The organism is Kaarinaea lacus (assembly GCF_975902315.1).
The window spans coordinates 1-25,903 of the sequence record NZ_CDLKIE010000326.1 but is presented as its reverse complement, the minus strand read 5'-3'; the positions used below and the strand labels follow the sequence as shown (position 1 = coordinate 25,903).

General features: G+C 44.8%; 24 protein-coding genes. 13 read left to right on the top strand and 11 right to left on the bottom strand.

Annotation, left to right across the window (positions count from 1 at the left end):
* A partial coding sequence (locus ACWVCM_RS10575) for an FAD-binding and (Fe-S)-binding domain-containing protein (RefSeq protein ID WP_455201717.1) occupies positions 1-2,066 on the top strand: 2,066 nt, incomplete at its 5' end.
* A gap of 24 nt (positions 2,067-2,090) precedes the next feature.
* On the opposite strand, the gene ACWVCM_RS10570 is transcribed toward ACWVCM_RS10575, so the two are convergent.
* Positions 2,091-3,260 (bottom strand): hypothetical protein, encoded by a 1,170-nt coding sequence (locus tag ACWVCM_RS10570; protein ID WP_455201716.1) that lies wholly within the window; start codon positions 3,258-3,260, stop codon positions 2,091-2,093.
* Positions 3,261-3,467: 207 nt separating this feature from the next.
* Here ACWVCM_RS10570 and ACWVCM_RS10565 point away from each other — a divergent pair, with 207 nt between their 5' ends.
* Together ACWVCM_RS10565 and amaB are read left to right on the top strand one after the other, a co-directional pair.
* On the top strand, positions 3,468-4,562 hold the full coding sequence (locus ACWVCM_RS10565) for a saccharopine dehydrogenase family protein (protein WP_455201715.1): 1,095 nt from the start codon (positions 3,468-3,470) through the stop codon (positions 4,560-4,562).
* On the top strand, positions 4,555-6,114 hold the full coding sequence (amaB, locus tag ACWVCM_RS10560; protein ID WP_455201714.1) for an L-piperidine-6-carboxylate dehydrogenase: 1,560 nt from the start codon (positions 4,555-4,557) through the stop codon (positions 6,112-6,114). Before ACWVCM_RS10565 ends, amaB begins: the two co-directional genes overlap by 8 nt.
* A 126-nt stretch (positions 6,115-6,240) precedes the next feature.
* Here amaB and ACWVCM_RS10555 read toward each other — a convergent pair whose 3' ends face one another.
* The 4 genes from ACWVCM_RS10555 to ACWVCM_RS10540 all read right to left on the bottom strand — a co-directional run bounded on the left by ACWVCM_RS10555 (position 6,241) and on the right by ACWVCM_RS10540 (position 9,955).
* On the bottom strand, positions 6,241-6,492 hold the full coding sequence (locus ACWVCM_RS10555; protein ID WP_455201713.1) for a hypothetical protein: 252 nt from the start codon (positions 6,490-6,492) through the stop codon (positions 6,241-6,243).
* A gap of 247 nt (positions 6,493-6,739) precedes the next feature.
* On the bottom strand, positions 6,740-7,498 hold the full coding sequence (gene fnr, locus ACWVCM_RS10550) for a fumarate/nitrate reduction transcriptional regulator Fnr (protein ID WP_455201712.1): 759 nt from the start codon (positions 7,496-7,498) through the stop codon (positions 6,740-6,742).
* 774 nt (positions 7,499-8,272) lie between these two features.
* Entirely contained in the window at positions 8,273-8,932 is a 660-nt protein-coding gene (locus tag ACWVCM_RS10545) for an outer membrane protein (protein WP_455201711.1), read from the bottom strand.
* Positions 8,933-9,061: 129 nt separating this feature from the next.
* Positions 9,062-9,955 carry a phosphate ABC transporter substrate-binding protein gene (locus tag ACWVCM_RS10540; protein WP_455201710.1) on the bottom strand — a complete coding sequence of 298 codons (894 nt, stop codon included), beginning with the start codon at positions 9,953-9,955 and terminating at the stop codon, positions 9,062-9,064.
* Positions 9,956-10,814: 859 nt separating this feature from the next.
* Between ACWVCM_RS10540 and ACWVCM_RS10535 the strand changes: the two genes are divergently transcribed.
* The 5 genes from ACWVCM_RS10535 to ACWVCM_RS10515 all read left to right on the top strand — a co-directional run bounded on the left by ACWVCM_RS10535 (position 10,815) and on the right by ACWVCM_RS10515 (position 15,195).
* Entirely contained in the window at positions 10,815-11,033 is a 219-nt protein-coding gene (locus ACWVCM_RS10535; protein WP_455201709.1) for a hypothetical protein, read from the top strand.
* A gap of 552 nt (positions 11,034-11,585) precedes the next feature.
* On the top strand, positions 11,586-12,917 hold the full coding sequence (locus tag ACWVCM_RS10530) for an NAD(P)-binding domain-containing protein (RefSeq protein ID WP_455201708.1): 1,332 nt from the start codon (positions 11,586-11,588) through the stop codon (positions 12,915-12,917).
* A 244-nt stretch (positions 12,918-13,161) separates the two neighbouring features.
* Positions 13,162-13,326, top strand: coding sequence for a hypothetical protein (locus tag ACWVCM_RS10525; protein ID WP_455201707.1), 165 nt, complete (start codon positions 13,162-13,164; stop codon positions 13,324-13,326).
* Positions 13,327-13,982: 656 nt separating this feature from the next.
* Positions 13,983-14,216 (top strand): DUF2934 domain-containing protein, encoded by a 234-nt coding sequence (locus ACWVCM_RS10520; RefSeq protein ID WP_455201706.1) that lies wholly within the window; start codon positions 13,983-13,985, stop codon positions 14,214-14,216.
* A gap of 400 nt (positions 14,217-14,616) precedes the next feature.
* Positions 14,617-15,195, top strand: a complete 579-nt coding sequence (locus ACWVCM_RS10515) for an alpha-ketoglutarate-dependent dioxygenase AlkB family protein (protein ID WP_455201705.1) — start codon at positions 14,617-14,619, stop codon at positions 15,193-15,195.
* Between the two features lie 9 nt (positions 15,196-15,204).
* Here the strand turns inward: ACWVCM_RS10515 and ACWVCM_RS10510 are convergent, their stop codons facing one another.
* Together ACWVCM_RS10510 and ACWVCM_RS10505 are read right to left on the bottom strand one after the other, a co-directional pair.
* Positions 15,205-16,125 carry a cation diffusion facilitator family transporter gene (locus tag ACWVCM_RS10510; RefSeq protein ID WP_455201704.1) on the bottom strand — a complete coding sequence of 307 codons (921 nt, stop codon included), beginning with the start codon at positions 16,123-16,125 and terminating at the stop codon, positions 15,205-15,207.
* A gap of 27 nt (positions 16,126-16,152) precedes the next feature.
* A complete protein-coding gene (locus ACWVCM_RS10505; RefSeq protein ID WP_455201703.1) occupies positions 16,153-17,118 on the bottom strand; it encodes a thioredoxin family protein in 966 nt (321 codons plus the stop codon).
* Positions 17,119-17,513: 395 nt separating this feature from the next.
* Between ACWVCM_RS10505 and ACWVCM_RS10500 the strand changes: the two genes are divergently transcribed.
* Positions 17,514-17,813: a hypothetical protein gene (locus tag ACWVCM_RS10500; RefSeq protein WP_455201702.1), complete on the top strand. Its 300-nt coding sequence runs from the start codon at positions 17,514-17,516 to the stop codon at positions 17,811-17,813.
* A gap of 54 nt (positions 17,814-17,867) precedes the next feature.
* The gene (locus ACWVCM_RS10495) at positions 17,868-18,611 is read left to right on the top strand and encodes a flagellar brake protein (protein WP_455201701.1); all 744 of its coding nucleotides are present in this window, start codon (positions 17,868-17,870) and stop codon (positions 18,609-18,611) included.
* A 66-nt stretch (positions 18,612-18,677) separates the two neighbouring features.
* On the opposite strand, the gene ACWVCM_RS10490 is transcribed toward ACWVCM_RS10495, so the two are convergent.
* The 4 genes from ACWVCM_RS10490 to guaB form a co-directional block, all read right to left on the bottom strand.
* Positions 18,678-19,733 carry an MBL fold metallo-hydrolase gene (locus tag ACWVCM_RS10490; RefSeq protein WP_455201700.1) on the bottom strand — a complete coding sequence of 352 codons (1,056 nt, stop codon included), beginning with the start codon at positions 19,731-19,733 and terminating at the stop codon, positions 18,678-18,680.
* Positions 19,727-20,188 (bottom strand): tRNA adenosine(34) deaminase TadA, encoded by a 462-nt coding sequence (gene tadA, locus ACWVCM_RS10485; RefSeq protein WP_455201699.1) that lies wholly within the window; start codon positions 20,186-20,188, stop codon positions 19,727-19,729. The genes ACWVCM_RS10490 and tadA overlap by 7 nt, the downstream gene beginning before the upstream one ends.
* A 23-nt stretch (positions 20,189-20,211) precedes the next feature.
* On the bottom strand, positions 20,212-21,795 hold the full coding sequence (gene guaA, locus ACWVCM_RS10480; protein WP_455201698.1) for a glutamine-hydrolyzing GMP synthase: 1,584 nt from the start codon (positions 21,793-21,795) through the stop codon (positions 20,212-20,214).
* Positions 21,796-21,911: 116 nt separating this feature from the next.
* Positions 21,912-23,372: an IMP dehydrogenase gene (gene guaB / locus ACWVCM_RS10475; RefSeq protein ID WP_455201697.1), complete on the bottom strand. Its 1,461-nt coding sequence runs from the start codon at positions 23,370-23,372 to the stop codon at positions 21,912-21,914.
* A gap of 197 nt (positions 23,373-23,569) precedes the next feature.
* Between guaB and ACWVCM_RS10470 the strand changes: the two genes are divergently transcribed.
* From ACWVCM_RS10470 to ACWVCM_RS10460, 3 genes are all read left to right on the top strand, one after another.
* Positions 23,570-23,908, top strand: coding sequence for a hypothetical protein (locus ACWVCM_RS10470; protein WP_455201696.1), 339 nt, complete (start codon positions 23,570-23,572; stop codon positions 23,906-23,908).
* A gap of 97 nt (positions 23,909-24,005) precedes the next feature.
* Positions 24,006-25,379, top strand: coding sequence for an exodeoxyribonuclease VII large subunit (gene xseA, locus ACWVCM_RS10465; RefSeq protein WP_455201695.1), 1,374 nt, complete (start codon positions 24,006-24,008; stop codon positions 25,377-25,379).
* Between the two features lie 63 nt (positions 25,380-25,442).
* The coding region (locus ACWVCM_RS10460) for a hypothetical protein (RefSeq protein WP_455201694.1) at positions 25,443-25,903 on the top strand (461 nt) is incomplete at its 3' end.

The following is a 25,903-nucleotide window of genomic DNA, read 5'->3' as shown; positions in this document are numbered from 1 at the left end:
GTTGTCATTTTGACTCCCTGGAACAGGCATTACAGGCAGTGTCCGTGGCCGTTTCATTGCAAGCCAGTGCAGCAGAATTACTTGACCATCATATTCTCTCGCTCACCAAAGCCAATCTTGAGCAACAGCGTAATCGCCAATGGATAGAAGGAACCCCACAAGCTATTCTTTTAGTCGAGTTCTGTGGAGACAGCGCATCGGAGCTGGCCGACAAAGCCAACGTGCTGGTTGATCAACTGAGTAGTAGTGGCCTTGGTTACCATTACCCACAACTTATCAATGAACAAACAGAAAAGGCCTGGGCTATTCGCCGCGCTGGTCTCGGATTGTTAATGGGATCCCGACTATCAAGAAAGCCCGTTACCTTTATTGAAGACAGCGCTGTCGCAGTTAACAAGTTACCGGAATTTGTAGAAGAATTTAAAAAAATCCTGAAAGCCCATGACGCCAAGTCGGTGTTTTACGGTTCTGTTTCAACGGGATTAATCCACCTGCGCCCGGTCCTGGATTTAAAGTTACACCGGGAAAAACAAAAACTCATCTCGATTGCCAACGAAACCGCAGACCTGCTCCATAAGTTACATGGCACCATGTCTGCCAAACATGGCGATGGAATTATCAGGAGCCACTATATCAAAAAGCTCCTGGGAGACACGGTTTATCATCTTATTACCCAGACCAAGCAGCAATTTGATCCTGACAATATTTTTAACCCGCACAAGATCGTGGATACACTCCCCATTGACCGCGACTTGCGTACGGACTTTTCAATAGCGGATAGCAATCCGACAACTTTCCTCGACTGGTCCAAAGCTAACGGCATTATATCAGCTATCGAAAACTGTCATGGGGCAGGAACTTGCCGAAAGCCAGCCGGTAACGGTGTTATGTGCCCTTCGTATATGGCAACACTGGAGGAACAGCATTCCACTCGGGGACGCGCCAACGTCATCCGGCAGACCATGCAACAATATGGTTTTGAAGAAGGTATTGCGCACAACAATGTGAAAGATGTTCTGAAATGGTGTTTGAGTTGCAAAGGGTGTCGTTCCGAGTGTCCCGCTAATGTGGATATGACTCGCTTCAAGATTGAGCATATGCAGCATTACATTAAAACACATGGCACACCTTTACGCGCACACGTCATCCGCCAATATGAGACATTAAGCAAACTCGGCAGCCGCTTTCCAACGATCACCAACCTGTTCCTCAATAGTCACTTTTTCCGTTCCTTACTTGGGTATGACGCGCGAAGGAAAATGCCGGCCATTCAGGAACAAACCCTGAGCGACTGGTTCGCTCACCATCGGGTACATAAAAACAGCGGAACACAGGGAGAAGTCGTCCTGCTGAACAACGTGTATTTTGAATACTATGACGTTAAAGTTGCCATTGCCGCCGTTGAGTTTCTTGAATATTGCGGATACAAAGTTGAACTGTCACCCTGCTTCCCCTCTCTCAGAACCGTACTCAGCCAGGGTTTGGTCGATACTGCCAGAAGCCGCTTAACTGAACTCATTGACTACTTGCATCCCAAGGCTGTCTATAATGTTCCTGTTATTGGCCTCGAGCCATCTGAACTTCTGACTTTACGCGACGACGCGGAAAGCCTGGTCATAGACGCACAAAAATCTAAGCTACGGGCCGTGCAGCGCAGCGCCATTCTATTCGAAGAATTTATCAGTATGGAACGTTATAAAATTGAATCCCTGAATCTTGACTGGAAAGCTGGCCATGTCACGATACTTTTGCACGGCCATTGCCATCAAAAATCCCTGACAGGACTTGATAGTTGTTGTAATGCATTATCTATTATCCCCGAATCCGGAATCGAGTTAATTCCATCAGGCTGTTGTGGGATGGCAGGATCATTTGGTTATGAAAAAGAAAATTACTCCATGTCTCAGAAAGTAGCTAACCTTATCCTGTTCCCAGCAATCCGTCGCGCATCCAAAGACACGACCATCGTCGCCACTGGTACTAGCTGCCGGCAACAAATACGAGGAAACATGGATGTGGAGCCGCTTCACCCTGCAGAAGTGCTGCGAAAAGCAGTAATAATATAATTGCGAAACATAGGACTACAATAATCAACTTGTGTGAACAGAAGTTCGAATAACATGAGCGGCCTGTGCAGGCAGAAAGTACTGGTAGATCGGTGCTGAATGTACCGGATTATCAATGTCAAATTTCAAACCGTATAATGCAAACAATTGTCGCGCCAACTCGGTCGGCATTTCCCTTCGAGAAACCAGTTCCAGCAATTTACCGTTTTCAATCATCTGATTTAACTCACTGCCATGTTGGGCAATGGAACGTTTTATCTCTTCAGGAATGGCGGTGTTTTTCTCAGGACGTGTAAATACCTGCAGTAACAATCCCGATGTATACTCCCCGGTCGGCGTCATTATTTCAATACTGCGTTTTTCCAGGACCGCCATGACATCCTGCAATGGCACAGCATGGCGCTGACCATCCCCGACAACCGTTGCTCTAATTGCCAGATGATGTGCCGTATAACCATACACCCTATTCCAGTGCTGAATGATCTGCGCACGATTGCCAGCGTCAGACTGGTCGATAAACAGACGTAACACCTGGCCATTTTCCAGAATTTTATAGAGTGGATATGCATTCCATCCGTCAGGGAACTGATAAAAAGCTTCTTCCGGAAATTGAGTCGAAACATAACCGTGATATTCTTTCAACATATCAACCACGCGTTCTGCATCACCATAGGCCTTACTTCCGCAACGTATCGCCAGATGATCGAAATGTACTGTCCAGTTTTGTCGTTGTGCTTCTTCCAGTAACGCGACATCGGCACGGCTGTTCAATAACGACTCGACAGATTTCACCGCTGTATACACATCAAGTTCGGCCAACCAGCTGCCGACCAACCTCGCCTGGTGGTCTGTTAACATTTGCTGCGCCCGGGTAAAAATATCTTTTAAAAACTGATTGGCGTAGGCAGATACGTGCAGCATGGCATCAGGATAATTGATTTCAAATACATGGTCGTGCTTTGCTGCTTCATAGGCGCTCAACAAATGTGACACTGAATCTACAGACGAAAAATACCTGGCGGCAGTAACTGGATGTGGCCTGGCTTTAAAGGGAGTCAGATCAAGATTGATAATTTCCTGATCACCACGCGTTGTTTGCACCTTTACCACGCTTTCCGGAAAAAGCTCGAAATTGACATTCTCGATCAGGTCTTTGGCAAGAAGCCGCGCAAATTGTACAAACGAATCTTCCACGTATTTAACACCCAGGTTATTACTCCAGTTAATACTCCGGTAATTGCTCCTGTTGCAGGCTCAAAACCTGCCTATAATCTGATAATTATAGTTAAATCATCGGCATTGTCCCGACGATAATCTGAAGGAATACATGGTTTATGTGGTTATTGACACTATGCGCAACCATTAAACCCGCAGAATGGAAACCGAACCAGGAGAAGAAACTTGGCGAAACATAATGTACTGGTGTTAGGTGTCGGCAAAATAGGTTCATTGATCACCTGCTTATTATCAGAAAGTAACGACTATCTGGTTCATTTAGGCAATCTGAATATCAATGCAGCAGAAACACTGGTATCGACACTTAAGTTAAAGAATGTAAAAACCAGCAAAATTGATGCACAAAACAGCGCCGACCTGGATAAATTATTTGCTCAACACACGTTTGATGCAGTCATTTCTTCTCTACCCTATTATTGCAATCCCCTGGTCTCTGATATGGCCGCTAAATACGGAGTGCACTATTTTGATCTCACAGAGGATGTCACCGTAACCGAGCATGTCCGACAAATCAGTCAAGGCAGGAGTTCTGTATTCATGCCGCAATGCGGTTTAGCCCCGGGATTCATTAGTATCGTCGCCAATTCCCTGATACAGCGTTTTGAAAAACTGGACACTGTTAAAATGCGTGTTGGCGCATTACCCGTTAACCAGAACAACGCATTGAAATACTCTCTTACCTGGTCAACAGATGGTTTAATTAATGAGTATGGCAATACCTGTTATGGTATTGAAAACGGAGAAATGACCAGCCTGCTGCCGCTGGAGGGTTTCGAAACCATCACGCTGGACGGTATTCACTATGAGGCATTCAACACCTCCGGTGGTTTAGGTACTTTAGCAGATACTTACGCCAACAAGGTGAATACGATGAATTATAAAACCCTGCGCTACCCTGGACACTGCAAAATCATTAAGCTCCTGATGAATGACCTCAAGCTGAACCATGATCGAGCCACATTGAAGCGGGTACTTGAAAATGCAATTCCAAAAACTCTGCAGGACGTCGTTCTTATTTATGTCGCAGTGACCGGTTTCAAGGATGAAGATCTGTTTGAAGAAAACTATGTTAAAAAGATTTATCCACAAACCATTGCGGGAAAACTATGGTCATCCATTCAGGTCACAACCGCTGCCGGTATCTGCGGTGTTATGGATATTGTTATGAGTAATCCTGGAAAATATCAAAGCTTTGTGACACAGGAAAGTATTGCGTTTGATGAGTTTATTGCGAACCGTTTTGGTCAGTACTATGAGTGATATAAAAGACCTGGGAGCAAACCAAGTGGATATTCTGAAAACCCTGCATTTAAACGACAGGAATTCTGCAACTTACCTTGGCAAGGATGGCTGGTGTCAGACCGCAACAGCTGGCGTCATTGACTCCATTGATCCCAGCAATAGAAAACGTATTGCCAGTGTTTATGCATGCAACAATAACGATGTTCAAAAACTCATTAGCAATAGCGTTGAGTTTCAAAAAGAATGGCGCATGGTACCTGCTCCACAGCGTGGCGAAGTTATTCGACAAATTGGCAATGCCTTACGAGATTATAAAGATGCATTGGGTAGCCTGGTGTCACTGGAAATGGGCAAAATTAAAGCCGAAGGCGATGGTGAAGTGCAGGAAATGATTGACGTTGCGGATTTTGCCGTCGGGCAATCACGCATGCTGTATGGTAAAACCATGCATTCAGAGCGTCCTTATCATCGAATGTATGAACAATGGCATCCATTGGGAGTTGTTGGCGTAATATCCGCGTTTAATTTTCCCGTTGCGGTGTGGTCGTGGAATGCGTTCATTGCTGCAATAGCGGGAAACTCCGTGGTATGGAAACCTTCGTCCAAGGTACCATTATGTGCGGTAGCGGTGCAGCATATCTGCAATGAAGTCACTAAACAGCTGGGCTTCCCTGGCCTGTTTTCCATGTTTGTACCCGCTGGTCGCAGTATTGCGGAAACCTTTATCAATGACAATCGTATACCCCTTGTTTCGTTTACCGGCTCCAGCGCAACCGGCCGCCATGTCTATCAGACAATGGCATCCCGCATGGGCAAGGTGTTACTCGAGTGCAGCGGTAATAATGCCATCATTGTCGATGCGAGTGCTGATTTAAAACTCGCGGTACCTGCTATCGTATTTGGCGCCGTAGGTACTGCCGGCCAACGCTGCACAACAACTCGACGCCTGCTGGTTCACGCGGAAATTTATGATGATCTCGTCCAGGGTTTGATTAACGCCTATCAGCAAGTGAAAATTGGAAATCCTCTGGATGACTCAACCTTGATGGGTCCGCTTATTGACCAGCAGGCTGTGGAGGATTTCAACGAAGCAGTAACCAGGGCAAAGGAAGCCGGGGCTACTATTTTATGTGGTGGGAATGCGCTTCAACGTTCTGGGAACTTTGTTGAGCCCACGATTATTGCCGTAGACCAGCAACACGATATTGTACGCAAAGAAACCTTTGCACCTGTACTCTATGTGCAACGTTACCATTCTCTGGACGAAGCAATTGCCATTCAAAACGATGTGCCACAGGGATTGTCCTCCGCAATATTTACCAATGATGTACGCAATGCTGAACAATTCCTCTCTGCAAAAGGTAGTGATTGCGGTATTGCGAATGTAAACATCGGTACGTCAGGCGCGGAAATTGGCGGTGCTTTTGGCGGTGAAAAAGAAACCGGCGGTGGTCGTGAGTCTGGATCCGACAGCTGGAAAGCCTATATGCGACGCCAAACCAACACAATTAACTGGGGTACCGAACTGCCCCTCGCACAGGGCATCAAATTTGAGTTACCTGGTGACTAGCGCATAGCAGCGACAACGCTACTTGCCGTTGATGTATAAGAAAGTCTCGTGCTGGCCGGGCTCAATCCCATCAGTGAGAATATACATTCCCCTGTTGGGCACAGACGATTATAGATTCACTAATAGTTAGCAAAAACAGTAGTTATCACAGCCCAGTAGAGCAATTTCCTCCCGATTGAAATTGATATCAATTTCCTTGTGAAATGGACATTCAACACCGCCCAAATTCGGGTGAACGCGGCCACCAAAGTTAAAGCCATCGGTGTTATTAATTTCGACCCAAAACGGCCCATTGCCCTGGTCTACCTGAACAAAACAGCCAGGTCCCAGATTGTCCAGCAAGTTATCTGTGGGAATGACGAAATCTTGATGGCTCATTGTTTGCCCCTTTGAATTGTTATTTTCTCAATTATCATTATTAAGTAATCAGGGAGTCTGGCATTGTTACAAATAATGTAATCCAGACCCTACAAATCTAATTTTAGAGGGAAAGAACAGGAAGTTTTTGATATTAATCAAGTCGCACGGGAATGTATTAACAATTGCTAATGTGCCTGTTTGATGATCAGCCCACAATAATTAAGAAAGAAAGGCTAACTCTATAAATTATATAGAGAATTTAGAATTAATTCTGGACGCCCGGTTTATGCTCACACTGCACTAGTCCAGATATTTCTCGCAAGGTGTCCAGTTTCAGAATGTGAATATGTTTTCGGGACGCTTTCAGTAATCCCTGTTCCTGAAAGTTGGTAAACTGACGGCTAACCGTTTCTACGGCCATGCCTAAATAGTTACCAATATCTGTTCTCGTCATAGTCAGGTTAAATTCAGTCTCGGAAAATCCCCGCATATGTAAACGCATGGAGATACTAACCAGAAACGCTGCAACCCGAGATTCGGCACTCATTTTACCTAACTGTAATAACAGCTGTTGTTCCGCAAGAATTTCCTTGGACATCAACCGATGCAATTGACGTTGTAATCCCTGGATCTGGCCCGAAAGCGATTCCAGTCGCGAAAAAGGTAATTCACAAACACTGGTAGTTTCCAAAGCTTCCGCAGTGCAGCTGTAGTTATCTGTGCTAACCCCATCGAGTCCAACCAGTTCACCCGGTAGATGAAAACCGGTAATTTGCTGATCCCCGGTGGTGGTTGTGGTGTAAGTTTTAATAGAACCGGAACGCACTACATAAATAGACCTGAAATCATCGCCGGGATGATACAAGCGTTGTGATCGTTGCAAGGGACGTGGGCGTTTAATTATTTCGTCCAGTTTATTGAGTTCTTCTCCGTCCAGACCAAACGGCAAACATAAACTCCTCAGACTACAATCGGAACATGCTACTTTGATTTGAGGTAATCGAATTGCTTTTGGCGTTGTCATTGGTTTTATCCTGTAACTGCTCACAAGTCACATAATCCAGTAAAACAGTAAAGAATTATCATCTACATTTGTTCCGCTCATGCAAAGCCTATTATATGTTGATACATGTCAATGTAAAACTACTGTCGTGTACTTAAATTTTAGAAAAAGCATACCTTTAACCTGCTAAATAACAAAGCAATATTTACCCTGAGGTTGAGCCATGGAAATTATCCCCATAGAATATTGCGATAATTGCGATACGTATATTCATCTGAACCAAAAGCAACTCGAATGTGCGTTCGAGCATCAGTGTGAATCGGCTGTGGAATGCCCGCTCAAGCGATTTTTCTCGAATTATTCAGAAGTAAAACCAGCACTCAATCCTGAACAAAGCGACATGCCGTCATTCTACATTGCAGATTTGTGATGCTTTTATATTTTTACAATTAATGCCGTTAACTTACCTGTAACAAGAATTCAGTTTTAAGAAACAAGGAATCCATCCATGATCGTATTAGTGACTGACCCTGTAACCAACAATATCGTTAAAAATCCTAAAACTCATCCTTATGTTATTCATGGCAATGGTCACAATATAACCAAAATATACTTCGAAAACGAGACCTCAAAAAACGAATACTTGAAAAACAATAATCTGAAAAGGATTTTGTCCTAAGACCATTTCGCAAATCAATAACCAGCTTAGCAGGATCCTCTGTGCCAATCCTTAAAACATGCTTATCGGGGATTGGGATTGTTATGGGAAATCTATAAGCAAGAAGCGCCGGACATCTAGAACAAGCGTCGAAAACCTAGTACCGCACCAGTAAATGTATAGTCATGGTATTCCAGGCTTACGAAATCTCTCTTATCCAGTTTATAGCGCAATCCTGCAAGAAATCCCGCATTATTGTTCGCTTCTAATTTATCGGATTGTCCAGCAGTGCCCTGAACCTGATATTGATACGTTGCATCCACACCCCCGTATAAAGGTGCGGCATAAATGCGAAGGGCTTTAGTCAGCGCGACATGAAGCGTCGCGTTCACGGAGTATTCATTCCAGCTTAAGGATGCAGTTCTTGTGGTATCAGCACCACTTAGATCTTGATAAGTGTATTGTGCTTCCAGGGATATCGCCATCCGCTCTGATTCATAGGCCATACCTCGCACTAAAATACCAACATACCAACCATCCATATCAATAGATTGAAAAGTTGGATGATTACTTAAGTCTCCGTATGAATAGCCCAGTGCAAATCCAAAATGCGGACCAGACGACGGCACGTGATAACTGAGCACGCCAAACCGGGTAATATCGGTATCGACCACCGTATCACTGTCAGTAAATTCGATAGTGGAACTATTAATTAGAAATGAAAAATCTATCAATTCTGATGTGGAATGCCGTAAATCAAGATCCAGCGCATAAACCGCTGGAGCGGCATTCAACATCAATATCAAACAAAGTAAGTTTTTGCGCAAAATAGTCAGAAAAACGCGAGTTAGATTTGGTCAATGTTATTATTCAAGTACTCCTGATTCGTAATCTGATTATACGCTTTCGATCAAAGCCAGCGAATGTTATTTAACGCCAAACCCGTAAATAACCATTTTAGACATCAATCCCAATGCATCCTGGTAAGGTACTGTACCGGTGCCACGAATGACTTCGCGACCTTCGTCAGATGTTGCAAACAATAAAAAGTCTTTCACTTTCTGAGTTGGTGCTGGGCCCGTTACCAGGTATAAGGGACGGTACAGTCCATAGCTGCCATCGCGTAAATTTTCAAAGGTCGGCGATTTACCATCAAATTGGGTGATCTTCACATTACGTTTGCGAGCACTACTGATACCTGTAATGCCTATCCCCAATCGGTCTTTCTCTATGCCTTTTTCCAACGGGCCGGATGATGGCACTTTATATTTGGTATTAAATTCAACACCACTATCCTGAAAGATGTACTGGCGAACAGCATATCCAACGCCGGAAATTTTACTCTTTCTTACATAAAGGTGAATCGGTGCATTTTTGCCACCCAACTGTTTCCAGTTTGTAATATTACCCAGGTAGATGTCCCTGATTTGCTGCGTGGAAATACTCTCGATAGGATTATCCGGATGCACAATTACCGCTAAAGCATCCCAGGCAACAGGATGAACGGTTGAATACAGTTCTGAATGGTCAAACTCGGGTAGCGGCATGCGACATGTGCCACCGATATCAATTTTCAATGCAACCGACTCACGGATACCCCGCGTTGCACCACCACCTTCCATAATAACCTTTACATTGGTTTTTTCCTGATAAGCGGCAGCCAGCTCTGCCATGAATGCTTTCTTGGTGATACCGCAGCCGGCCCAGCGGATAACATTGTTATCATCTTCCAACGCAGGGTCACTAAATACGAAATGTGAATTGGATAATAATATAAAAACTGCGACAAACTTAAGCAACAAACCCTTTTTGTACTTCATTTCTACATCTCCCAAATATAATGCAGCTGATTTATATGAAACGTATGTCGAAATCCTTAAATCAGCATGAAAGGCTCGAGATTAAACAAGCATCGAGATTGAATTCAGAAATGGATAACGGTACTTCAGTTAAACACACCACTTCGTTTTATCTATTAAAAATTCTTAAAATTATCTGTACGTCAGTAAACGATACCGACACTCGGAGCTATTCATTCTTTATACTAAGCGCAAATAGCAAACAAACAATGAGTGTTCCGCGCCTGGCTACGAGGTATTCGATTATAGCTGGTTTATCAAGCAAGCGTAATAGAACTGACGCAATGGATTTCGCTCATTTAATTCGTTAAGTACTATTTCCCGCCAAAATTGCCAGGATGGCCATAACATGTTGTTATTTATGCGTTTATTATTTATGGGCTATTGTACACGATAACCAGTGTCGTGCGTTACGCACTGTGCGTGCGTGAAATTAATCAAGCTATGATGCTGACGACGAGTATATTCCTAGTAGTTGAGACTGTTAAAAATGGCACTTGAGCGTAATCAGTCCGGATATCAAGCACTCACGCCAGAAGGCATTGATTACACTTCATTAAATAAACTTTTACATAGATTAGATAAAACCGCTCATTGCATGATTACTGGGCCCGTTTTGACCAGCAATCAACCGTTGCTCGATTGTCTATACTGAATCTGTACAGCCTATTGAAAATAATCGTTAAGCCTGATTTCGCTGGCCACTGATCAGAAACTCATACAAAAACAGGGATTACCCACTTTAGTTAATTAAATTAGTTTCATTATTAGAGGCACTTTTCTGATTTTAAAATTTGCACCAATTAACGCCGAGGTAAACATGTACATATACGATGAAAATAAAAATGAATGGATTCCACTTCGTACTACTGCTCAATATAAGCAAAAGAAAAAATTTGTACGCGATGCCTGGATCGTCATTGGAATACTAATGTGTGGGCTGCCGGCATCCATAGTGATGGTTTTGGCGCTATTGACGACATTCCTGTCGTTTATGTTACTGGATGAATCGATTTACACTCGCTCGTATCATCAATAATATTATCGTTTCTTCAATTTGTACGGTTAAAAAAAACACTGTTTATGAATTCTATGAATGCAGTTTTCATTGCAACAACCGCAATTTAAAATCCACAATGCTGATAGTGGTTTATTCTGAAGCCGTCAGACAGGACTACCCTCCAATCGACAGTCACGCTACAATGCGCCAATGGGTGTGGGTTATTCTCCATTCAAATCGGAGCTTATACCATACCTGTTATGCACCTGGGAGGGTCAGCCAAGGTGCGGAATGTATGGAAGTAACGCCCCCTTTTTTTTCTGTATAACCTGCGAGCAACATGCGCAGCGGCTAGTCATGATGTAAAGCTTGTAATCAGGAAAAATTTCTGACAGAAAAACAGAAAATTCCGATATAATAGTGACTTATGAGCCGATATACGTAACTTCTTCAAGACAATAACATTAATCTGGTAAATTAATTGCAATGACACAATTCAGTGAATTGTTTGGGGCATAATACAGCGGTAAATTTGCAGTTCTACAACACAAAAAATATAAATTTAACAGTCTTCAGTCGGATTAAATAACAGTGGTTTTCAGTGATCTCTTAGTGCTAATTGGCGAATACGCCATGTTGTTGGTGTACGTGCTGCCGATTGCGATTGCCGTTCTATGGACCCACGCGCGAAAACGCAGGAAATATGAAGAGCATAAGCAGTTACTGGAAGAAAACGTTAAAGCAGGACTCACGGAACCCGCGTCACTTCATCCGCTGATTGATCCAAATTTGTGCATAGGTTGTAACTCCTGCGGAGAAGTATGCCCGGAAGGTGACGTAATTGGCATCATCGATGAAAAAGCGGCCTTAATTAATCCTACCGATTGCATTGGGCACGGTGCCTGTGCAGAAGCCTGCCCCGTCGAAGCGATCACCCTGGTATTTGGCACAGAAAAACGCGGCGTTGACATTCCTTATGTTAACGAGAATTTTGAAACCAATGTGGCAGGAATATTTATCGCCGGAGAACTGGGTGGTATGGGGCTAATTCGTAATGCCATAGAACAAGGTCGCCAGGCAATGGAATCCATTATGCAAAAGCCCGGCCTCGGACAGGGTAGCGACCTTGATTTGGTAATTGTAGGTGCTGGTCCCGCCGGATTCTCAGCCACGCTGGGGGCACATGTAAACAAGCTGCGCTATGTGACCCTGGAACAGGAATCCTTGGGAGGCACTGTCTCTCACTTCCCCAGAGGCAAACTGGTAATGACTCAACCCGCCGAACTGCCGATCGTGGGTAAAGTACAATTTACTGAGATTTCTAAAGAAGAATTGCTCGGTTTCTGGCATAAGGTCGCCACTAAGACCGGCATTCGCATCAACTTTAAAGAACGCATGGAAAGCATCATGCGCACCCAGACGGGATTTGAAGTTACTACAACGAAAAACACCTATCGCACAAAAAACATCCTGCTCACTATCGGCAGACGCGGAACACCCCGTAAATTGAATGTACCTGGCGAACAACTCACCAAGGTGGTATACCGACTGGCAGATCCCGAACAATACCGTAATCAAAAAGTGCTGGTCGTAGGTGGTGGTGATAGTGCGCTGGAGGCAGCGGCCAGTATCGCTGAAGAACCAGGCACCCAGGTGATCCTGTCTTACCGCAGTGGTGCATTCACCCGTGCCAAGGAGAAAAACCGCCAGCGGGTTGCCAACGCAGAAAAACAGGGCAACCTGGCCGTTCTACTCAAATCCAACGTCAAGGAAATATTACAGGATCGCGTTGTTATTGATCATAGCGGGAAAATGATTGAGGCCGACAATGACGCAGTTATCATTAGTGCGGGTGGCATACTCCCCACTGGTATGTTGAAAGAACTGGGCATTAGCATAGAAACAAAACATGGTACGGTGTAACCCCGCTACTACAACATCACATTCGTTTTTTATCTCCACCCTTATTCCTACAGTGCGCCTTTCTGCACACAAATTCTGCAAAACCTGATTGAATTAATAATTTATAAAACTTGTAAGTTATTATTTTTTATAGAAATTATCTTGATTTTTTATGAGAATCTACTAATATTATTATAGAAGGAGTAGTAATTTTCATGGATTGAAAAGAACCACATACTTTCTTTCGTTTAACCGCAACAGCAAAATGGAGGGTAATACCATGGGCATGGGTGGCGGTGGAATGGGCGGAGGAATGGGTGGTGGTATGGCCGGCGGCGGTATGGGCGGCGGCATGGGTGGTGGCGGTATGGGCGGTGGTATGGGTGGTGGTATGGGTATGGGCGGTGGCGGTATGGGTGGTGGAATGTAATCACCTAATCAAGCCTTTCCAGACCTAACTAAGCCTAACTAAGCCGAATTAAGCCTAACAACCTGATAACACTAACACACTCGTTCTGACGTCAAACGACAATGTCCTAAAGGAGACCCCGACAAAGCCTCCTTTAGGATCGTTAGTTTCAGGATTACAGTCAAAAATTGAATAGCTTCCCTCTTCTCGCCCTGACATTTTCTGCGCCAAACTCATATACCTCTTTCAAGTACTGCTCATAACGGGTTCATTAATTGGTTCGACCGACGCAGATACCCTGGTACCGAACTCGTTGCTGACTCATTCAAACTTGCCGGGTTATCATTGCGCGAATATTTATAAAACAACGTTATTCTTTGTCACAAAAATTTCACTTTTCAATTTCCAGAAGCGTACTACACTAAATCTATTGACCTGTCGTGCTTTTCCCAAAGAAGCCGCGCAGCAAAATCACAAAATTCTACTAAGAAGTTATCAAAGGAATTATATAAAGGTTCTTACCAGGGATATTCATGATGAATAACCTGGCGCTAGCTAGTTGCGCTCGCACAATTTGTATAAGGAGTAGTTTGCAACCTGACATCTTTCAAAGTAATACATAGTAATCTGCCGAATCTATCGGCAGCATATAATACTTCAACCAGGAGGTTATTCGCATGCCCACAGCACAAACTACAGCTACCAGCAAACGTACCGCAAAAACAAAAAAACCAACGCTTGGCAAAACCAAAACTACAACCAGTAATTTTATAACTCCCGAGCAACGCGTTAGTATGATTGCAGAAGCAGCCTATTTCATGGCAGAAAAAAGAGGTTTTTCTGGCGGTGATCCCAATGCGGACTGGCTATGTGCTGAATCCGAAATTGATCACATGCTAACTAACCAGTAGGACACAACAGAATTTCAGTTCCACTGATCTTCAAGTACCTACGCTAGCCATTAAAACCATTCGCAAATCGACAAGGTCTGCAAGCTTGACGCGCGCAGGCCTTGTTGATCGACTGTGGTATTTATTGCATTAAAAATACGACTTCCAACTGAACACACTTTCTATCCGGTCAATTCTTATAACAAAAACAGTTCAATTCACTGCGCCATTTATCGTGGCGCTATCACAGAAGCAACTCACAGCACTCAACAAAATCATTCCATGAACCAGTTGTTCCTGTAAATCAAAGCCAGAATATTTACTCCAATATTTGATGATTCTGTGATATCTATTAAGCATCGATTGGTGCTTATACCAATCTGGAATTTGTCAATTCGCATTGAGACATCTGCATATCGCCATGGAAACTATAATCACACACGACGGGAAGTTATGCTTTTATCCTGACTTCTTCGCCACCGAAGAAGCCAGCTACTGGTTTGATATTTTACTGGATGATCTCGACTGGACCGAGGAAACTATTAAGATGTTTGGCAAACCCATTCTCGTTCCTCGGCTGGTTTGCTGGTATGGCGACAAATCCGCTATTTATCAATATTCGGGGATTAAACACATTCCCCTTCCATGGACTAAATCGCTAACTGATATTAAACACAAAATAGAAGCAGTCAGCCAACATCCGTTCAATAGCGTACTGGGAAATCTATATCGTAGTGAAAATGATTCAATGGGATGGCATTCCGATAATGAAAAAGAGCTGGGCAGCGAACCTTTTATAGCATCACTTAGCCTGGGCGAAGAAAGAATATTCAAAATCAAACACAGAACAGGCAAAGAACAACATAAATTAACGCTCCCCTCGGGTAGCCTGCTTACTATGTCGGGCTCTTTCCAGCATCACTGGCAACACTGTGTCCCTAAAAGCAGGAGTCCTAAACAGCCGAGAATCAATCTCACGTTTCGTTATGTACACACATAACTTATCAGCCTATTCTGTTTGTTTATTTTTCCGTTTTTCTATTTCAATAAATACTCGTTTTACAGAAGGAAATAACCGTTTAATTTGTTGATCCATATCTTCTATGCTGTCTTCAACTTGATCAGCTGTAGCATCGTCAATAAAATCAATACTAATATTGGCTAGTATGTATTCAGGCCCCATATGCATTGTTAATATTTCGTTCACATGCTCCACATAGTTACTTTTATTAACCAGTTCACGAATGCTCTTCACAACGCGCTTATTGGCACTTTCTCCAATTAACAAACCTTTGGTTTCATAGGCCAGCCAGATTGCAGTTGCGCCCAGTAATAAACCGATCGTTATTGATGCCATGGCATCATACATGGGATTTCCGGTAATATCGCCCAACGCAACACCTATCAGCGCAACCAGTAAACCCAACATCGCCGCAGAATCTTCAAACAGCACCACAAACAATGTTGGATCTTTTCCTTTTTGCACTGCTTCAATGTAACCGATTGGCCCTTTAACTCTGGAAAACTCTTTAAACGCTAAATACCAGGCAACCCCTTCAAACAACATTGCCAAACCCAGTACAATATAATTGATGGTTGGATCACCCAGGATCTTAGGCTCCATCAAGCGATGTATTCCCTCGTACATGGAAATACCCGCTCCTAAGGCAAAGATTAAAATCGCAACAACAAAAGACCAGAAATATATTTCCTTACCATAGCCAAAGGGAAAAGCACTGTCAGCTGGGCGCTTTGCGCGATGCAATCCATATAAAAGCAATCCCTGATTTCCCGTGTCAACCAGCGAATGTATACCTTCAGATAGCATCGCCGAGCTACCACTAATGCCGGCAGCAACAAATTTGGTAATCGCAATCAGTGTATTCCCCGCTAACGCTGCGAAAATAACTTTTCTGGATGATCCGGCCATAGATTGTCAAAATTCCTGTGATTTTGGTTAACGCCGGTATTGATGCCGCCACAGCTGGAAGGTTTCATATTCCTCATAACCTTTACTCAAGATGTAATCCAGCACACCATTTAAGCGGTAAAAGCGGATAACTGAATCCACCCGAAGTATCTCTTTGCCTGCTTCATCAAAAAATATAATCGTTGGTGAATAGTACAACCCTAATTGCTCTGCCCACTTCCTGGCAGTAAGTTTTTCACCGCCTGGCGTAATAACCGGAGTCTCAGAATTTCGATCCAGCTGCACAACTTCCATTTGCTTAAACTTGCTGATTATTTTTTTATTATTCAGCGGCCCGGCATGTAAAACATTACATGCATGACATGTGGGCTGCTCAAAAAACACCGCAAGGGGCATTTTTGCCGGAATTTGATTACGTCCCATGGCAAATGGTGGTTCGCTGAAGATATCATGGTCATTGAGCTCACTCTCTTCCAGACCCGCAATAGTTTCGCCACGCGCAATGTATGCCCGTAGGGACTCATACAGGTAATGCTTGTCGGCAATAAATTCCAGTACTGCGCGAAACTGATATGGTGGGTGATAGCCAGTCAAACGCAACACTTCATTTCCATGTACATCAACGAATAAAAAGGAAGGCGTAAAATTGGTACGCAATTTGGCAGAATAAGCTTTCTCTGACTTATAGACTTTACCTTTATAATCTGTCACTGACCGGTCACCACGAACATCAATAGCGATGACATCAAAGTGCTCCTGGGTATAGGCAACAATCCCGCGATCAGACCAGTTCTTTGACAGGTGAACCTTACAGTAAGGACAATCCTTGCGACCGAAATATAACAACACACCCCATTTGCCGGCTGCTTTAGCATCAGCCAGGTCAGCTTTCAGCTCCAGGAAACTCAACTTAAACCAGTCTGGCAGTACCAGTTCCTGCTCCAGCGGTTGATCGTCAAACTCGATAAACTCGGCAGCAGAATCCTCCGCCATCGCGAATTGGCTATAAAGATAACTAATTATCACGCAGGGGATGAGTAAAATTGTCGTGAAACTTTTTCGAACTGTTGAAATTCCAGACAGCAAAATAATGGTATCCTGTTGTTTTTCTTTATAGAATTTACTATACAATAGAGTTAACGGTAAGTGGTATAACATCTATGTTTATACTGCATGTCAATTGATTAACAGTCCACCAGATTATCTTTTACTTAAACCAGATTATTGTAGTAATTTGCCGAAATTCGATAGCTTACAATTGCTTAAGAATCGATAGATGCTGTCGATATCAATAACGGTTAAAAATTTTTATATTCGCTACTATCAAGCACCAAGGAAATATGGATTAAACCTGTATCAATTTAACGGACTCAAAAGTGAGAAGACTTATGATGAAATATATCCTCCCCCTACTGTTTGCAATCGCCAGTAATACCGTAATTGCGGACACCCTTGCCAAAGATAAAAAACGGCTGGAAAACCTTGAACTTGAACTTGAACAGAAACAGGAAGCTCTTGATAAACAGAAAGAAGCCGTTAAAGCCATGGAAAAGAAACTGGAGTGCAACTACAACTTGCTGCAAGCCTACAACCAATGTGAAGAAAAACACGAAAAAAATTCTGAAGAGTACCTGAATTGCATGCAAAAAGCCAAAACCGCAAATGAAGGCTGCAATGACAACGCCTGAGTTAGCAGTCATCCGTTTTAAGATTGATGGAATCAATGACGCGCGTTAATCGCCATGGCATTTTCCTTAAAACAGTTCATTCCTTTTCTCAATCCGGATACGGACCAGATAGCTGACGAAAATTTCAGTCACACTCAAAAAATTATCGAACTGTTTCATATATTAAAACAGGAACGCACAGTTCTGAAAATTAGCCTGCCGGAAAGTAAGCAAACGTATACCAGCAGTGTATTGGCAGTTGACGAAAGCAAAATGGAATTTACGCTTGATGAAATTCTTCCCCAGGATGGCCACAAGCTGCTCCAACAATACGGAAGGCTTATTGCGCATACTCAAGTGCGAGGTTCCAAGCTATCTTTTGAGACATATCTGATTGGATCAGAAAAATCCAAACAATTTTCATCATATATTTGCCACCTTCCCGAAACAGTCTCGTATACCCAAAGACGGTCTGAATTTCGCATCCCTATTAATGCACCGCACTTTGTTCAGGTAACTGCGGAGCATGAACCATTGAAGAAAATCCTGCGGGGTCATGCATATGATGTCTCCATGAATGGAATCTGTATCGTGTTTAAAACACCTCACGTCATCAAACCCGGCGATCAACTGATACGCTGTCAGATGCAATTATCCACCAGGGAAAATATCAACTTTACCGTCGATGTTCGGCATATTGAATCCACGTCACCTGGTTCCATTCGTGTCGGCGGATGCTTCAAAGACCTTAGTAGCGGTTCTCAGGAAATCATCAGTCGCTTTGTCCGCCAAATGGAGCGTGTTGCGTTAAGAAATTAAACAATCAGAAAATTGCGCGAAACCCTTGCAGTTAATTTTAAGCTTAAGCCGTGCAAGCAGATCCTTTTATTCCATGGAACTTGCTTCCAGACGCAGATAAATAAAATAGGCGTTCATGCGATTGGCAACAAATGCCGGCAGTTTTTCATATTGCGACCAGTCTGTTTGACCATAAGCTTCGTCAAAGCTTGCCAGGTTTTCCACGGCCTCACCCATCGTATGGTTCAGGTATTCAAGATAACCTCGGGTAAACTGCAAAGCTTTATCCGGGTTTCTGGACACAGCTCCATGCCCGGGCACGATCGCATTCAGTTTTATTGTATCTACTTCTGACAACTGTTGCAGCCAGAGCTCAGGTGTTGAACCGGCGACAAATGGAATGCGCCCCTCGAATATCAAATCACCGGAAAACAATACATTGTCCGGTTCTACTTTCATCATCAAATCACCATTGGAATGCGTAGAACCTAATACGGTCAATGTTAGCGTAACATCACCCACAGTTAACACAGTATCTTCGCTGATATACCTGTCGGGCGTAACAAGGTAGGTGTTTTCATCAATCCAGGGAAACAGGGTCTCCCTGCGCTGCCGCAGGCGTCCTTCTGCTGCATCAGATTTCAAATAATCTTCGGCTCCGGCGGGCGCGATAATCTCTGCACCCATTTCCTTGAATACCTGTAGTCCATAAATGTGATCCGCATGATAATGGCTTAACACAACTTTCACGACAGGTTTGTCTGTCACTTGCCTGATAAGATGATAAAGTTTATAGCCCAATGATGGCGTACCCAGGGAATCAAAGACCACTACACCTTCACTGGTAACAACGGCCCCGGCATTAGACATAAAACCTTCGTTGTCGGTAGGAGTACCCGGCGGCCCTTCCACGTAATAGGTACGCTGAGAGATTTGTTTGAGTTCCATATCCACATGGGCAGGTTCAATGTTGTCAGGCCATTGGATAACGTCCTGCTTATCTACTATAGATTTTGCGGAGGATTTTGCTGATGCCGTATCGATAGAGGGAGTTGGTTCAGGTTGTTTACCACACCCCCAAACCAATAAGACAATCAACAAGAACAAAACACCTGGATAAATAATTCTGGGGATATTCAACATGACTTGCGCCTGGCCTTGAAAAATTGACTGAGCAGATCACCACATTCTGCAGCTAACATGCCACCTTCTACACTTACGTGATGATTGAGTTTTGGATTAGAAAAGATATCAACAATACTACCCGCTGCACCCGCTTTGGGATCATTGGCTCCATATACCACACGCCCCACCCGCGCATGAATAATTGCACCGGCACACATCACACAAGGCTCGAGTGTGACATACAAGGTAGTATCGAGTAAGCGATAATTAGATAAGCTTTTACCTGCCTCACGCAAGGCAAGCATTTCAGCATGGGCGGATGGGTCATGTAAACCAATGGGCTGGTTCCAGCCTTCACCAACGACCAGGTTATCTTTAACAATTACCGCCCCTACGGGCACTTCACCTTCAGCCTGGCCACGCCTCGCCAGTTCAATGGCATGGCGCATCCAGTGCAAATCTACTTCAGACATGTGACTAACCAGCTTAGATAGGGTTATTCCCACTCGATAGTGGCAGGTGGTTTGCTAGAGATATCATAAGATACGCGTGATATGCCTTTTACTTCATTGATAATACGCCGCGACACCGTTTCAAGTAACTCCCAGGGTAAGCGGGCTGCATGTGCCGTCATAAAATCCACTGTCTCTACAGCGCGCAAGGCAACGACATATTCGTATGCGCGCCCATCACCGGTTACACCCACTGACTTGACCGGCAGGAAAACGGCAAAGGCCTGACTGACCTCGTGGTATAAATTGTGATTGTGAAGTTCCTCAATATAAATGTGGTCAGCCTGGCGAAGTATGTCAGCATATTCTTTGCGCACTTCACCCAGTATACGTACCCCAAGCCCTGGTCCCGGAAAGGGATGGCGATATACCAACTCATGGGCCAGACCCAGTTCTTCACCAATGGCACGCACTTCATCCTTAAATAACTCGCGTAATGGCTCCACCAGTTTTAGTGTCATATCTTCGGGCAAGCCACCCACATTATGATGAGATTTAATGACGTGCGCTTTCCCGGTTGCGGAACCGGCTGACTCGATAACATCCGGGTAAATAGTACCCTGCGCCAGCCAGCTGGCATTTTTAAACTTGGCGGCCTCTTCTTCAAAAACCTCGATGAACAAGTTGCCAATGATTTTGCGTTTTTGTTCCGGATCACTAATCCCTTCCAGGGCTGACAGAAAGCGCTGCTCGGCATTGACGCGAATCACCTTAACACCCATATGCTGGGCAAAGGTTGCCATGACCTGGTCGCCTTCATTAAGACGTAACAAACCATTATCGACAAACACACAGGTAAGTTGATCGCCAATGGCTTTATGCAGTAATGCTGCTACTACCGATGAATCCACACCACCGGATAACCCCAGTATCACCTCATCCTTACCAACCTGCTCCTGCACCCGTAGCACACTGTCTTCGACAATGCTGGTCGGCTTCCATAAGGTATCACAGCCACAAATATCACAGACAAAGCGCTGCAAAATTCGTTTACCCTGCAGGGTGTGAGTAACTTCAGGATGAAACTGCACGCCATAATAATGTAGCTGCTCATCGGCCATGCCTGCAAGCGGTGCATTGTCACTACTGGCAATCTTGAAAAATCCCGCTGGCATTTCTTCCACACGATCACCATGGCTCATCCATACATCCAGCAAACCATAACCTTCGGAGCTGATTTCATCTTCTATATTGTTGAGCAACTGGGAATGACCATGAGCGCGCACCTTGGCATAACCGAATTCGCTATGACCTTCACTATGCACTTTACCACCCAACTGTACTGCCATGGTTTGCATGCCATAACAAATACCCAGTAAAGGCACTTTTAATGAAAACACTACTTCAGGTGCACGTGGCGGATCAGACACATTCACAGACTCAGGACCACCAGAAAGAATAATGCCTTTAGGTTTAAATGTTGCGATTGCATCTTCAGCTGCATCATAAGCATAGATTTCGCAATAAACACCAATTTCACGAATCCGACGCGCAATTAACTGGGTATATTGAGAACCGAAATCGAGAATTAAAATTCGGTCGGCATGGATATCTGCGGCTGCGTTCAAGATATTATCCCTGATTAAGAAACTGTTACTTATTTATGGTGTTGGAAAAAATTAGCAGCTATTAAAGCTGCTAATAATTTAAATCTGCACTCGTTTTCAAAAAACTGGTAAAAATTTTATACCCGGTAATTAGGTGCCTCTTTGGTAATCTGTACATCATGCACGTGACTTTCACTCATACCGGCTGCTGTTACACGAATAAACTCAGGTTTGGTTCGCATATCATCAATAGTGGCACATCCCGTGTACCCCATGCTGGAGCGTAAACCACCGAGCATTTGATGAATCACTGGCTGCAGGGGACCTTTGAAAGGAACCCGCCCTTCGATACCTTCCGGGACCAGTTTTTCCTTGTTACTGTCTTCCTGAAAATAACGGTCACTCGAACCATTTTGACCAGACATGGCGCCCAGGGAGCCCATACCGCGGTATGACTTGTAAGAACGACCCTGAAATAACTCCACTTCGCCCGGCGCTTCTTCGGTACCGGCAAACATGCTTCCCAGCATCACACAATAACCGCCAGCTACGATGGCTTTGGCAACATCACCAGAATAGCGTATTCCGCCATCCGCAATCACTGGAATACCTAAATCTTTCAGGGCTTCTGCGACATTTGAAATTGCCGTGATTTGAGGAACACCAACACCAGCAACGATACGCGTAGTACAAATAGAACCTGGGCCGATTCCCACTTTAACCGCATCAGCGCCTGCATCTGCCAGGGCCCTCGCGGCATCTGCCGTTGCAATATTGCCTCCGATAACATCCACCTGGGGATAATGCTTTTTCACCCAGGCGACCCGGTCCAGGACACCCTGGGAATGTCCGTGCGCGGTGTCAACAACGATAACATCAACGCCGGCTCCCACTAACGCTTCCACCCGTTGTTCAGTACCTTCACCGACTCCAACGGCTGCACCTACGCGTAGACGACCCTGATCATCTTTGCAGGCATTAGGAAACTCCTGGGCTTTCTGAATATCTTTAACCGTAACCAAACCACGCAATTGAAACTTGTCATCCACCACCAGCAGCTTTTCAATGCGGTGTTCGTGGAGCAACTTAAGAATCTCTTCTTTCTCCGCACCCTCTTTCACAGTTACCAGCTTTTCTTTCGGTGTCATGATGTTGGAAACCGGACTGGTGTAACGTGTTTCAAAGCGTAAATCACGGCCGGTTACAATACCGACAAGTTCTTCACCTTTAACCACGGGCACACCGGATATATTCCGTGCCCGCGTCAATTGCAACACTTCCTCAATACTGGTCTCGGGAGTGACGGTAATGGGTTCTTTTATCACCCCGCTTTCGAATTTTTTCACCGCCCGCACCTGGTAGGCCTGCTTTTTCGGGGTCATATTTTTGTGAACAATGCCCAATCCGCCTTCCTGCGCCATACTGATGGCTAATCGCGCTTCTGTGACGGTATCCATAGCGGCCGATACCAGCGGTATGTTCAAATCGATATTTCGGGTGATTTTTGTCTTAAGCTGTACTTCTTTTGGCAGCACATTGGAGTGAGCCGGAAGTAGCAGGACGTCGTCAAAAGTGAGCGCTTCTTGAACAATTCGCATATTGGAATTCTCTATTTGGGCTGTAAATTCATCGTGCCGGCATTATAAAGATTGACGTTCACCGGGTAAACCTGTACGTTTATCGGGGTCGCTAACTATAGATTCCCTAAGCTATTTGGTCTACATTTCCAGGTAAATCCTGAACTGGGCCAATCGCTTGATTCAGAAAAATTAAATACATCAGTGGAGGAGATTTGATGAAGAAACTAGCTATTGTGGTTGCTACTTTGTTTATTTTAGGTGGATGTAGCACATTCTCAGACCAGCCTAGCGGTGAGAAAGCAGCTGCTGGTGGCGAAGCCAGCCCGGAAGTTGCTGCAGCCATCAAAGAAGCTGAAGAAGCGATCAAAAAATCAGCTTCAGCGGGTGGCGAATGGCGTGATGCTAACAGCAAAATCTTAAAGAAAGCCAAAGCTGCCGCTGCGAAAGGCGACGACAAAACTGCACTTAAGCTGGCGAAAAAAGCCAAGTTCCAGGGTGAAATGGGTTACGAGCAAGCTAAAGCACAGGAAAAAGCAGGCCCCTGGTTGTTCTAAAGCAGCACACCTCAAAAATGTAAAATCGAAAAAGCAGGGAGCGCAAGCGACCTGCTTTTTCTTTTTATAAACACGTAATCCGTACGACCGAGCGTAAATGTCCTTCGACGAACACCCACCCAACACCCTGCGCGGTGTGAGTATCAGTGATATCTATAGTGTTTCAGCACTGAACAGTGAAGTCCGTGCACTCATAGAAGGGAATTTCCCATCGGTGTGGGTACAGGGCGAAATTTCCAACCTGGCCCGCCCTGCTTCCGGACATATCTATTTTAGCCTGAAAGACGAAACAGCCCAGGTTCGTTGCGCCATGTTCCGCATGAGCAACCGCTTGCTGAAATTCAAACCTGAAAACGGCACCCAGGTCCTGGTGCGCGCAAGCGTGAGCCTGTATGAAGCCCGCGGCGATTTTCAACTCATCGTGGATCATATGGAAGAAGCCGGTGCCGGCATTCTGCAACGCAAATTCGAGGAGCTTAAGACCAGACTTGCCGAAGAAGGTTTGTTCGCCGCCGAACATAAACAGGACCTTCCCGCCTTTCCATCGCGAATCGGTATCGTCACTTCACCCAGTGGCGCAGCGGTTCGCGATGTGGTCAGCGTTTTAAAACGACGCTTTCCCGGCATACCGGTACTTATCTACCCTGTGCCTGTTCAGGGCGATGATGCACCGCCACAAATAGTGCGCATGATTAAAAAGGCCTGTCGGCGCAAAGAATGTGATGTGCTGATACTGACCCGAGGTGGTGGCTCACTGGAAGATTTGTGGGCCTTTAACGATGAAGGCGTCGCACGCGCGGTTTTTGATTGCACTATTCCCATTGTTTGCGGTGTCGGACATGAAATCGATTTTACTATCGCCGATTTTGTCGCGGATGTTCGAGCCCCCACCCCGTCAGCAGCGGCAGAACTGGTAAGCCCCGATCGCGGTGAATGGCTGAGCGCAATCAATCGTACAGAGAACCAGTTGATCAAGCTAACCAACCAGTATTTGCTCCAGGCACAGCAAAAACTGAGCTGGCTCAGCAAACGCATCCAGCATCCTAAGCAAAGGATTCAGCGCATTGCCCAGCGGCTGGACGAACTGGAGCAACGGTTAATTCATACTTATCAGATTCGCCGACACTCCGCGGTGGCCCAGCTATCCGGACTTAGGGCACGACTGGAGCAACGCAGCCCCGCTCACCGCCTGGAAAATTTATCGCTCACCCAACAGGCAATAAGCCAACGCATGCGAACTGCCATGTCGAATAAATTAGCGTCCAGTAAACATCAGATTGCCGCACTATCCAGGGCACTGGAGGCCGTCAGTCCGCTGGCCACTTTAGGCCGGGGATACGCTATCGTTCGCAGAAAGGATGACAACTCCATCGTGCGTGATGCTAAGCAATTGAAAACAGGAGAACAATTGGCAACCCAGTTACAGTACGGCAAAGTGATATCCACGGTTACAGATACCCAGGATTCGTAAAACTGGCAAATATCCTGCAACAAATTCCATATGTCCCAGTCTCATCCCTATATGAAAAAAATCATGCGATTATTAATTACCCTGTTCCTGATCCTGGCAGCACTACCCGCGCTGGCAACAAAACTTCCCAAAGCCAACCCGGTACCGGGAGGCATCGCTGTTGTTCCCCTGGATATCGAATCACCAACCGCGCCGGTCGTAACCTACAATGACAAGCGGGTGATGGTGGCGCCCAATCCAGAACAGGATACGCAATGGCTTGCAATTACAGGTATTGACCTGAATGCCGAGAAAGGCAAACACCAACTGGTGGTTGAAACCAATCCCAAAAAACACATCATCGACTTTGAAGTTAAAGACAAGAAGTACAAATCCCAGCACATCACCATAAAAAATAAGCGCAAGGTCAATCCCTACAAAAAAGACCTGGAACGCATAAAAAAAGAGAAAAAGGAAATTGTCGCCTCCCTTTCTCACTGGAGCGACTCCGAGCAAATCAATACCGATTTTGTAATTCCCGTAAC

Bases quoted from the DNA above. Each gene is read 5' to 3' on its own strand.
- ACWVCM_RS10500 (WP_455201702.1), top strand. From the start codon at position 17,514: ATGATGAAATATATCCTCCCCCTACTGTTTGCAATCGCCAGTAATACC.
- ACWVCM_RS10515 (WP_455201705.1), top strand. From the start codon at position 14,617: ATGGAAACTATAATCACACACGACGGGAAGTTATGCTTTTATCCTGAC.
- ACWVCM_RS10555 (WP_455201713.1), bottom strand. From the start codon at position 6,492: ATGAGCCATCAAGATTTCGTCATTCCCACAGATAACTTGCTGGACAAT.
- ACWVCM_RS10495 (WP_455201701.1), top strand. From the start codon at position 17,868: ATGGCATTTTCCTTAAAACAGTTCATTCCTTTTCTCAATCCGGATACG.
- ACWVCM_RS10505 (WP_455201703.1), bottom strand. From the start codon at position 17,118: ATGGCGGAGGATTCTGCTGCCGAGTTTATCGAGTTTGACGATCAACCG.
- guaB (WP_455201697.1), bottom strand. From the start codon at position 23,372: ATGCGAATTGTTCAAGAAGCGCTCACTTTTGACGACGTCCTGCTACTT.
- amaB (WP_455201714.1), top strand. From the start codon at position 4,555: ATGAGTGATATAAAAGACCTGGGAGCAAACCAAGTGGATATTCTGAAA.
- tadA (WP_455201699.1), bottom strand. From the start codon at position 20,188: ATGTCTGAAGTAGATTTGCACTGGATGCGCCATGCCATTGAACTGGCG.
- ACWVCM_RS10470 (WP_455201696.1), top strand. From the start codon at position 23,570: ATGAAGAAACTAGCTATTGTGGTTGCTACTTTGTTTATTTTAGGTGGA.
- fnr (WP_455201712.1), bottom strand. From the start codon at position 7,498: ATGACAACGCCAAAAGCAATTCGATTACCTCAAATCAAAGTAGCATGT.
- ACWVCM_RS10490 (WP_455201700.1), bottom strand. From the start codon at position 19,733: ATGTTGAATATCCCCAGAATTATTTATCCAGGTGTTTTGTTCTTGTTG.
- xseA (WP_455201695.1), top strand. From the start codon at position 24,006: ATGTCCTTCGACGAACACCCACCCAACACCCTGCGCGGTGTGAGTATC.
- ACWVCM_RS10535 (WP_455201709.1), top strand. From the start codon at position 10,815: ATGTACATATACGATGAAAATAAAAATGAATGGATTCCACTTCGTACT.
- ACWVCM_RS10520 (WP_455201706.1), top strand. From the start codon at position 13,983: ATGCCCACAGCACAAACTACAGCTACCAGCAAACGTACCGCAAAAACA.
- ACWVCM_RS10510 (WP_455201704.1), bottom strand. From the start codon at position 16,125: ATGGCCGGATCATCCAGAAAAGTTATTTTCGCAGCGTTAGCGGGGAAT.
- ACWVCM_RS10540 (WP_455201710.1), bottom strand. From the start codon at position 9,955: ATGAAGTACAAAAAGGGTTTGTTGCTTAAGTTTGTCGCAGTTTTTATA.
- ACWVCM_RS10545 (WP_455201711.1), bottom strand. From the start codon at position 8,932: ATGTTGAATGCCGCTCCAGCGGTTTATGCGCTGGATCTTGATTTACGG.
- ACWVCM_RS10525 (WP_455201707.1), top strand. From the start codon at position 13,162: ATGGAGGGTAATACCATGGGCATGGGTGGCGGTGGAATGGGCGGAGGA.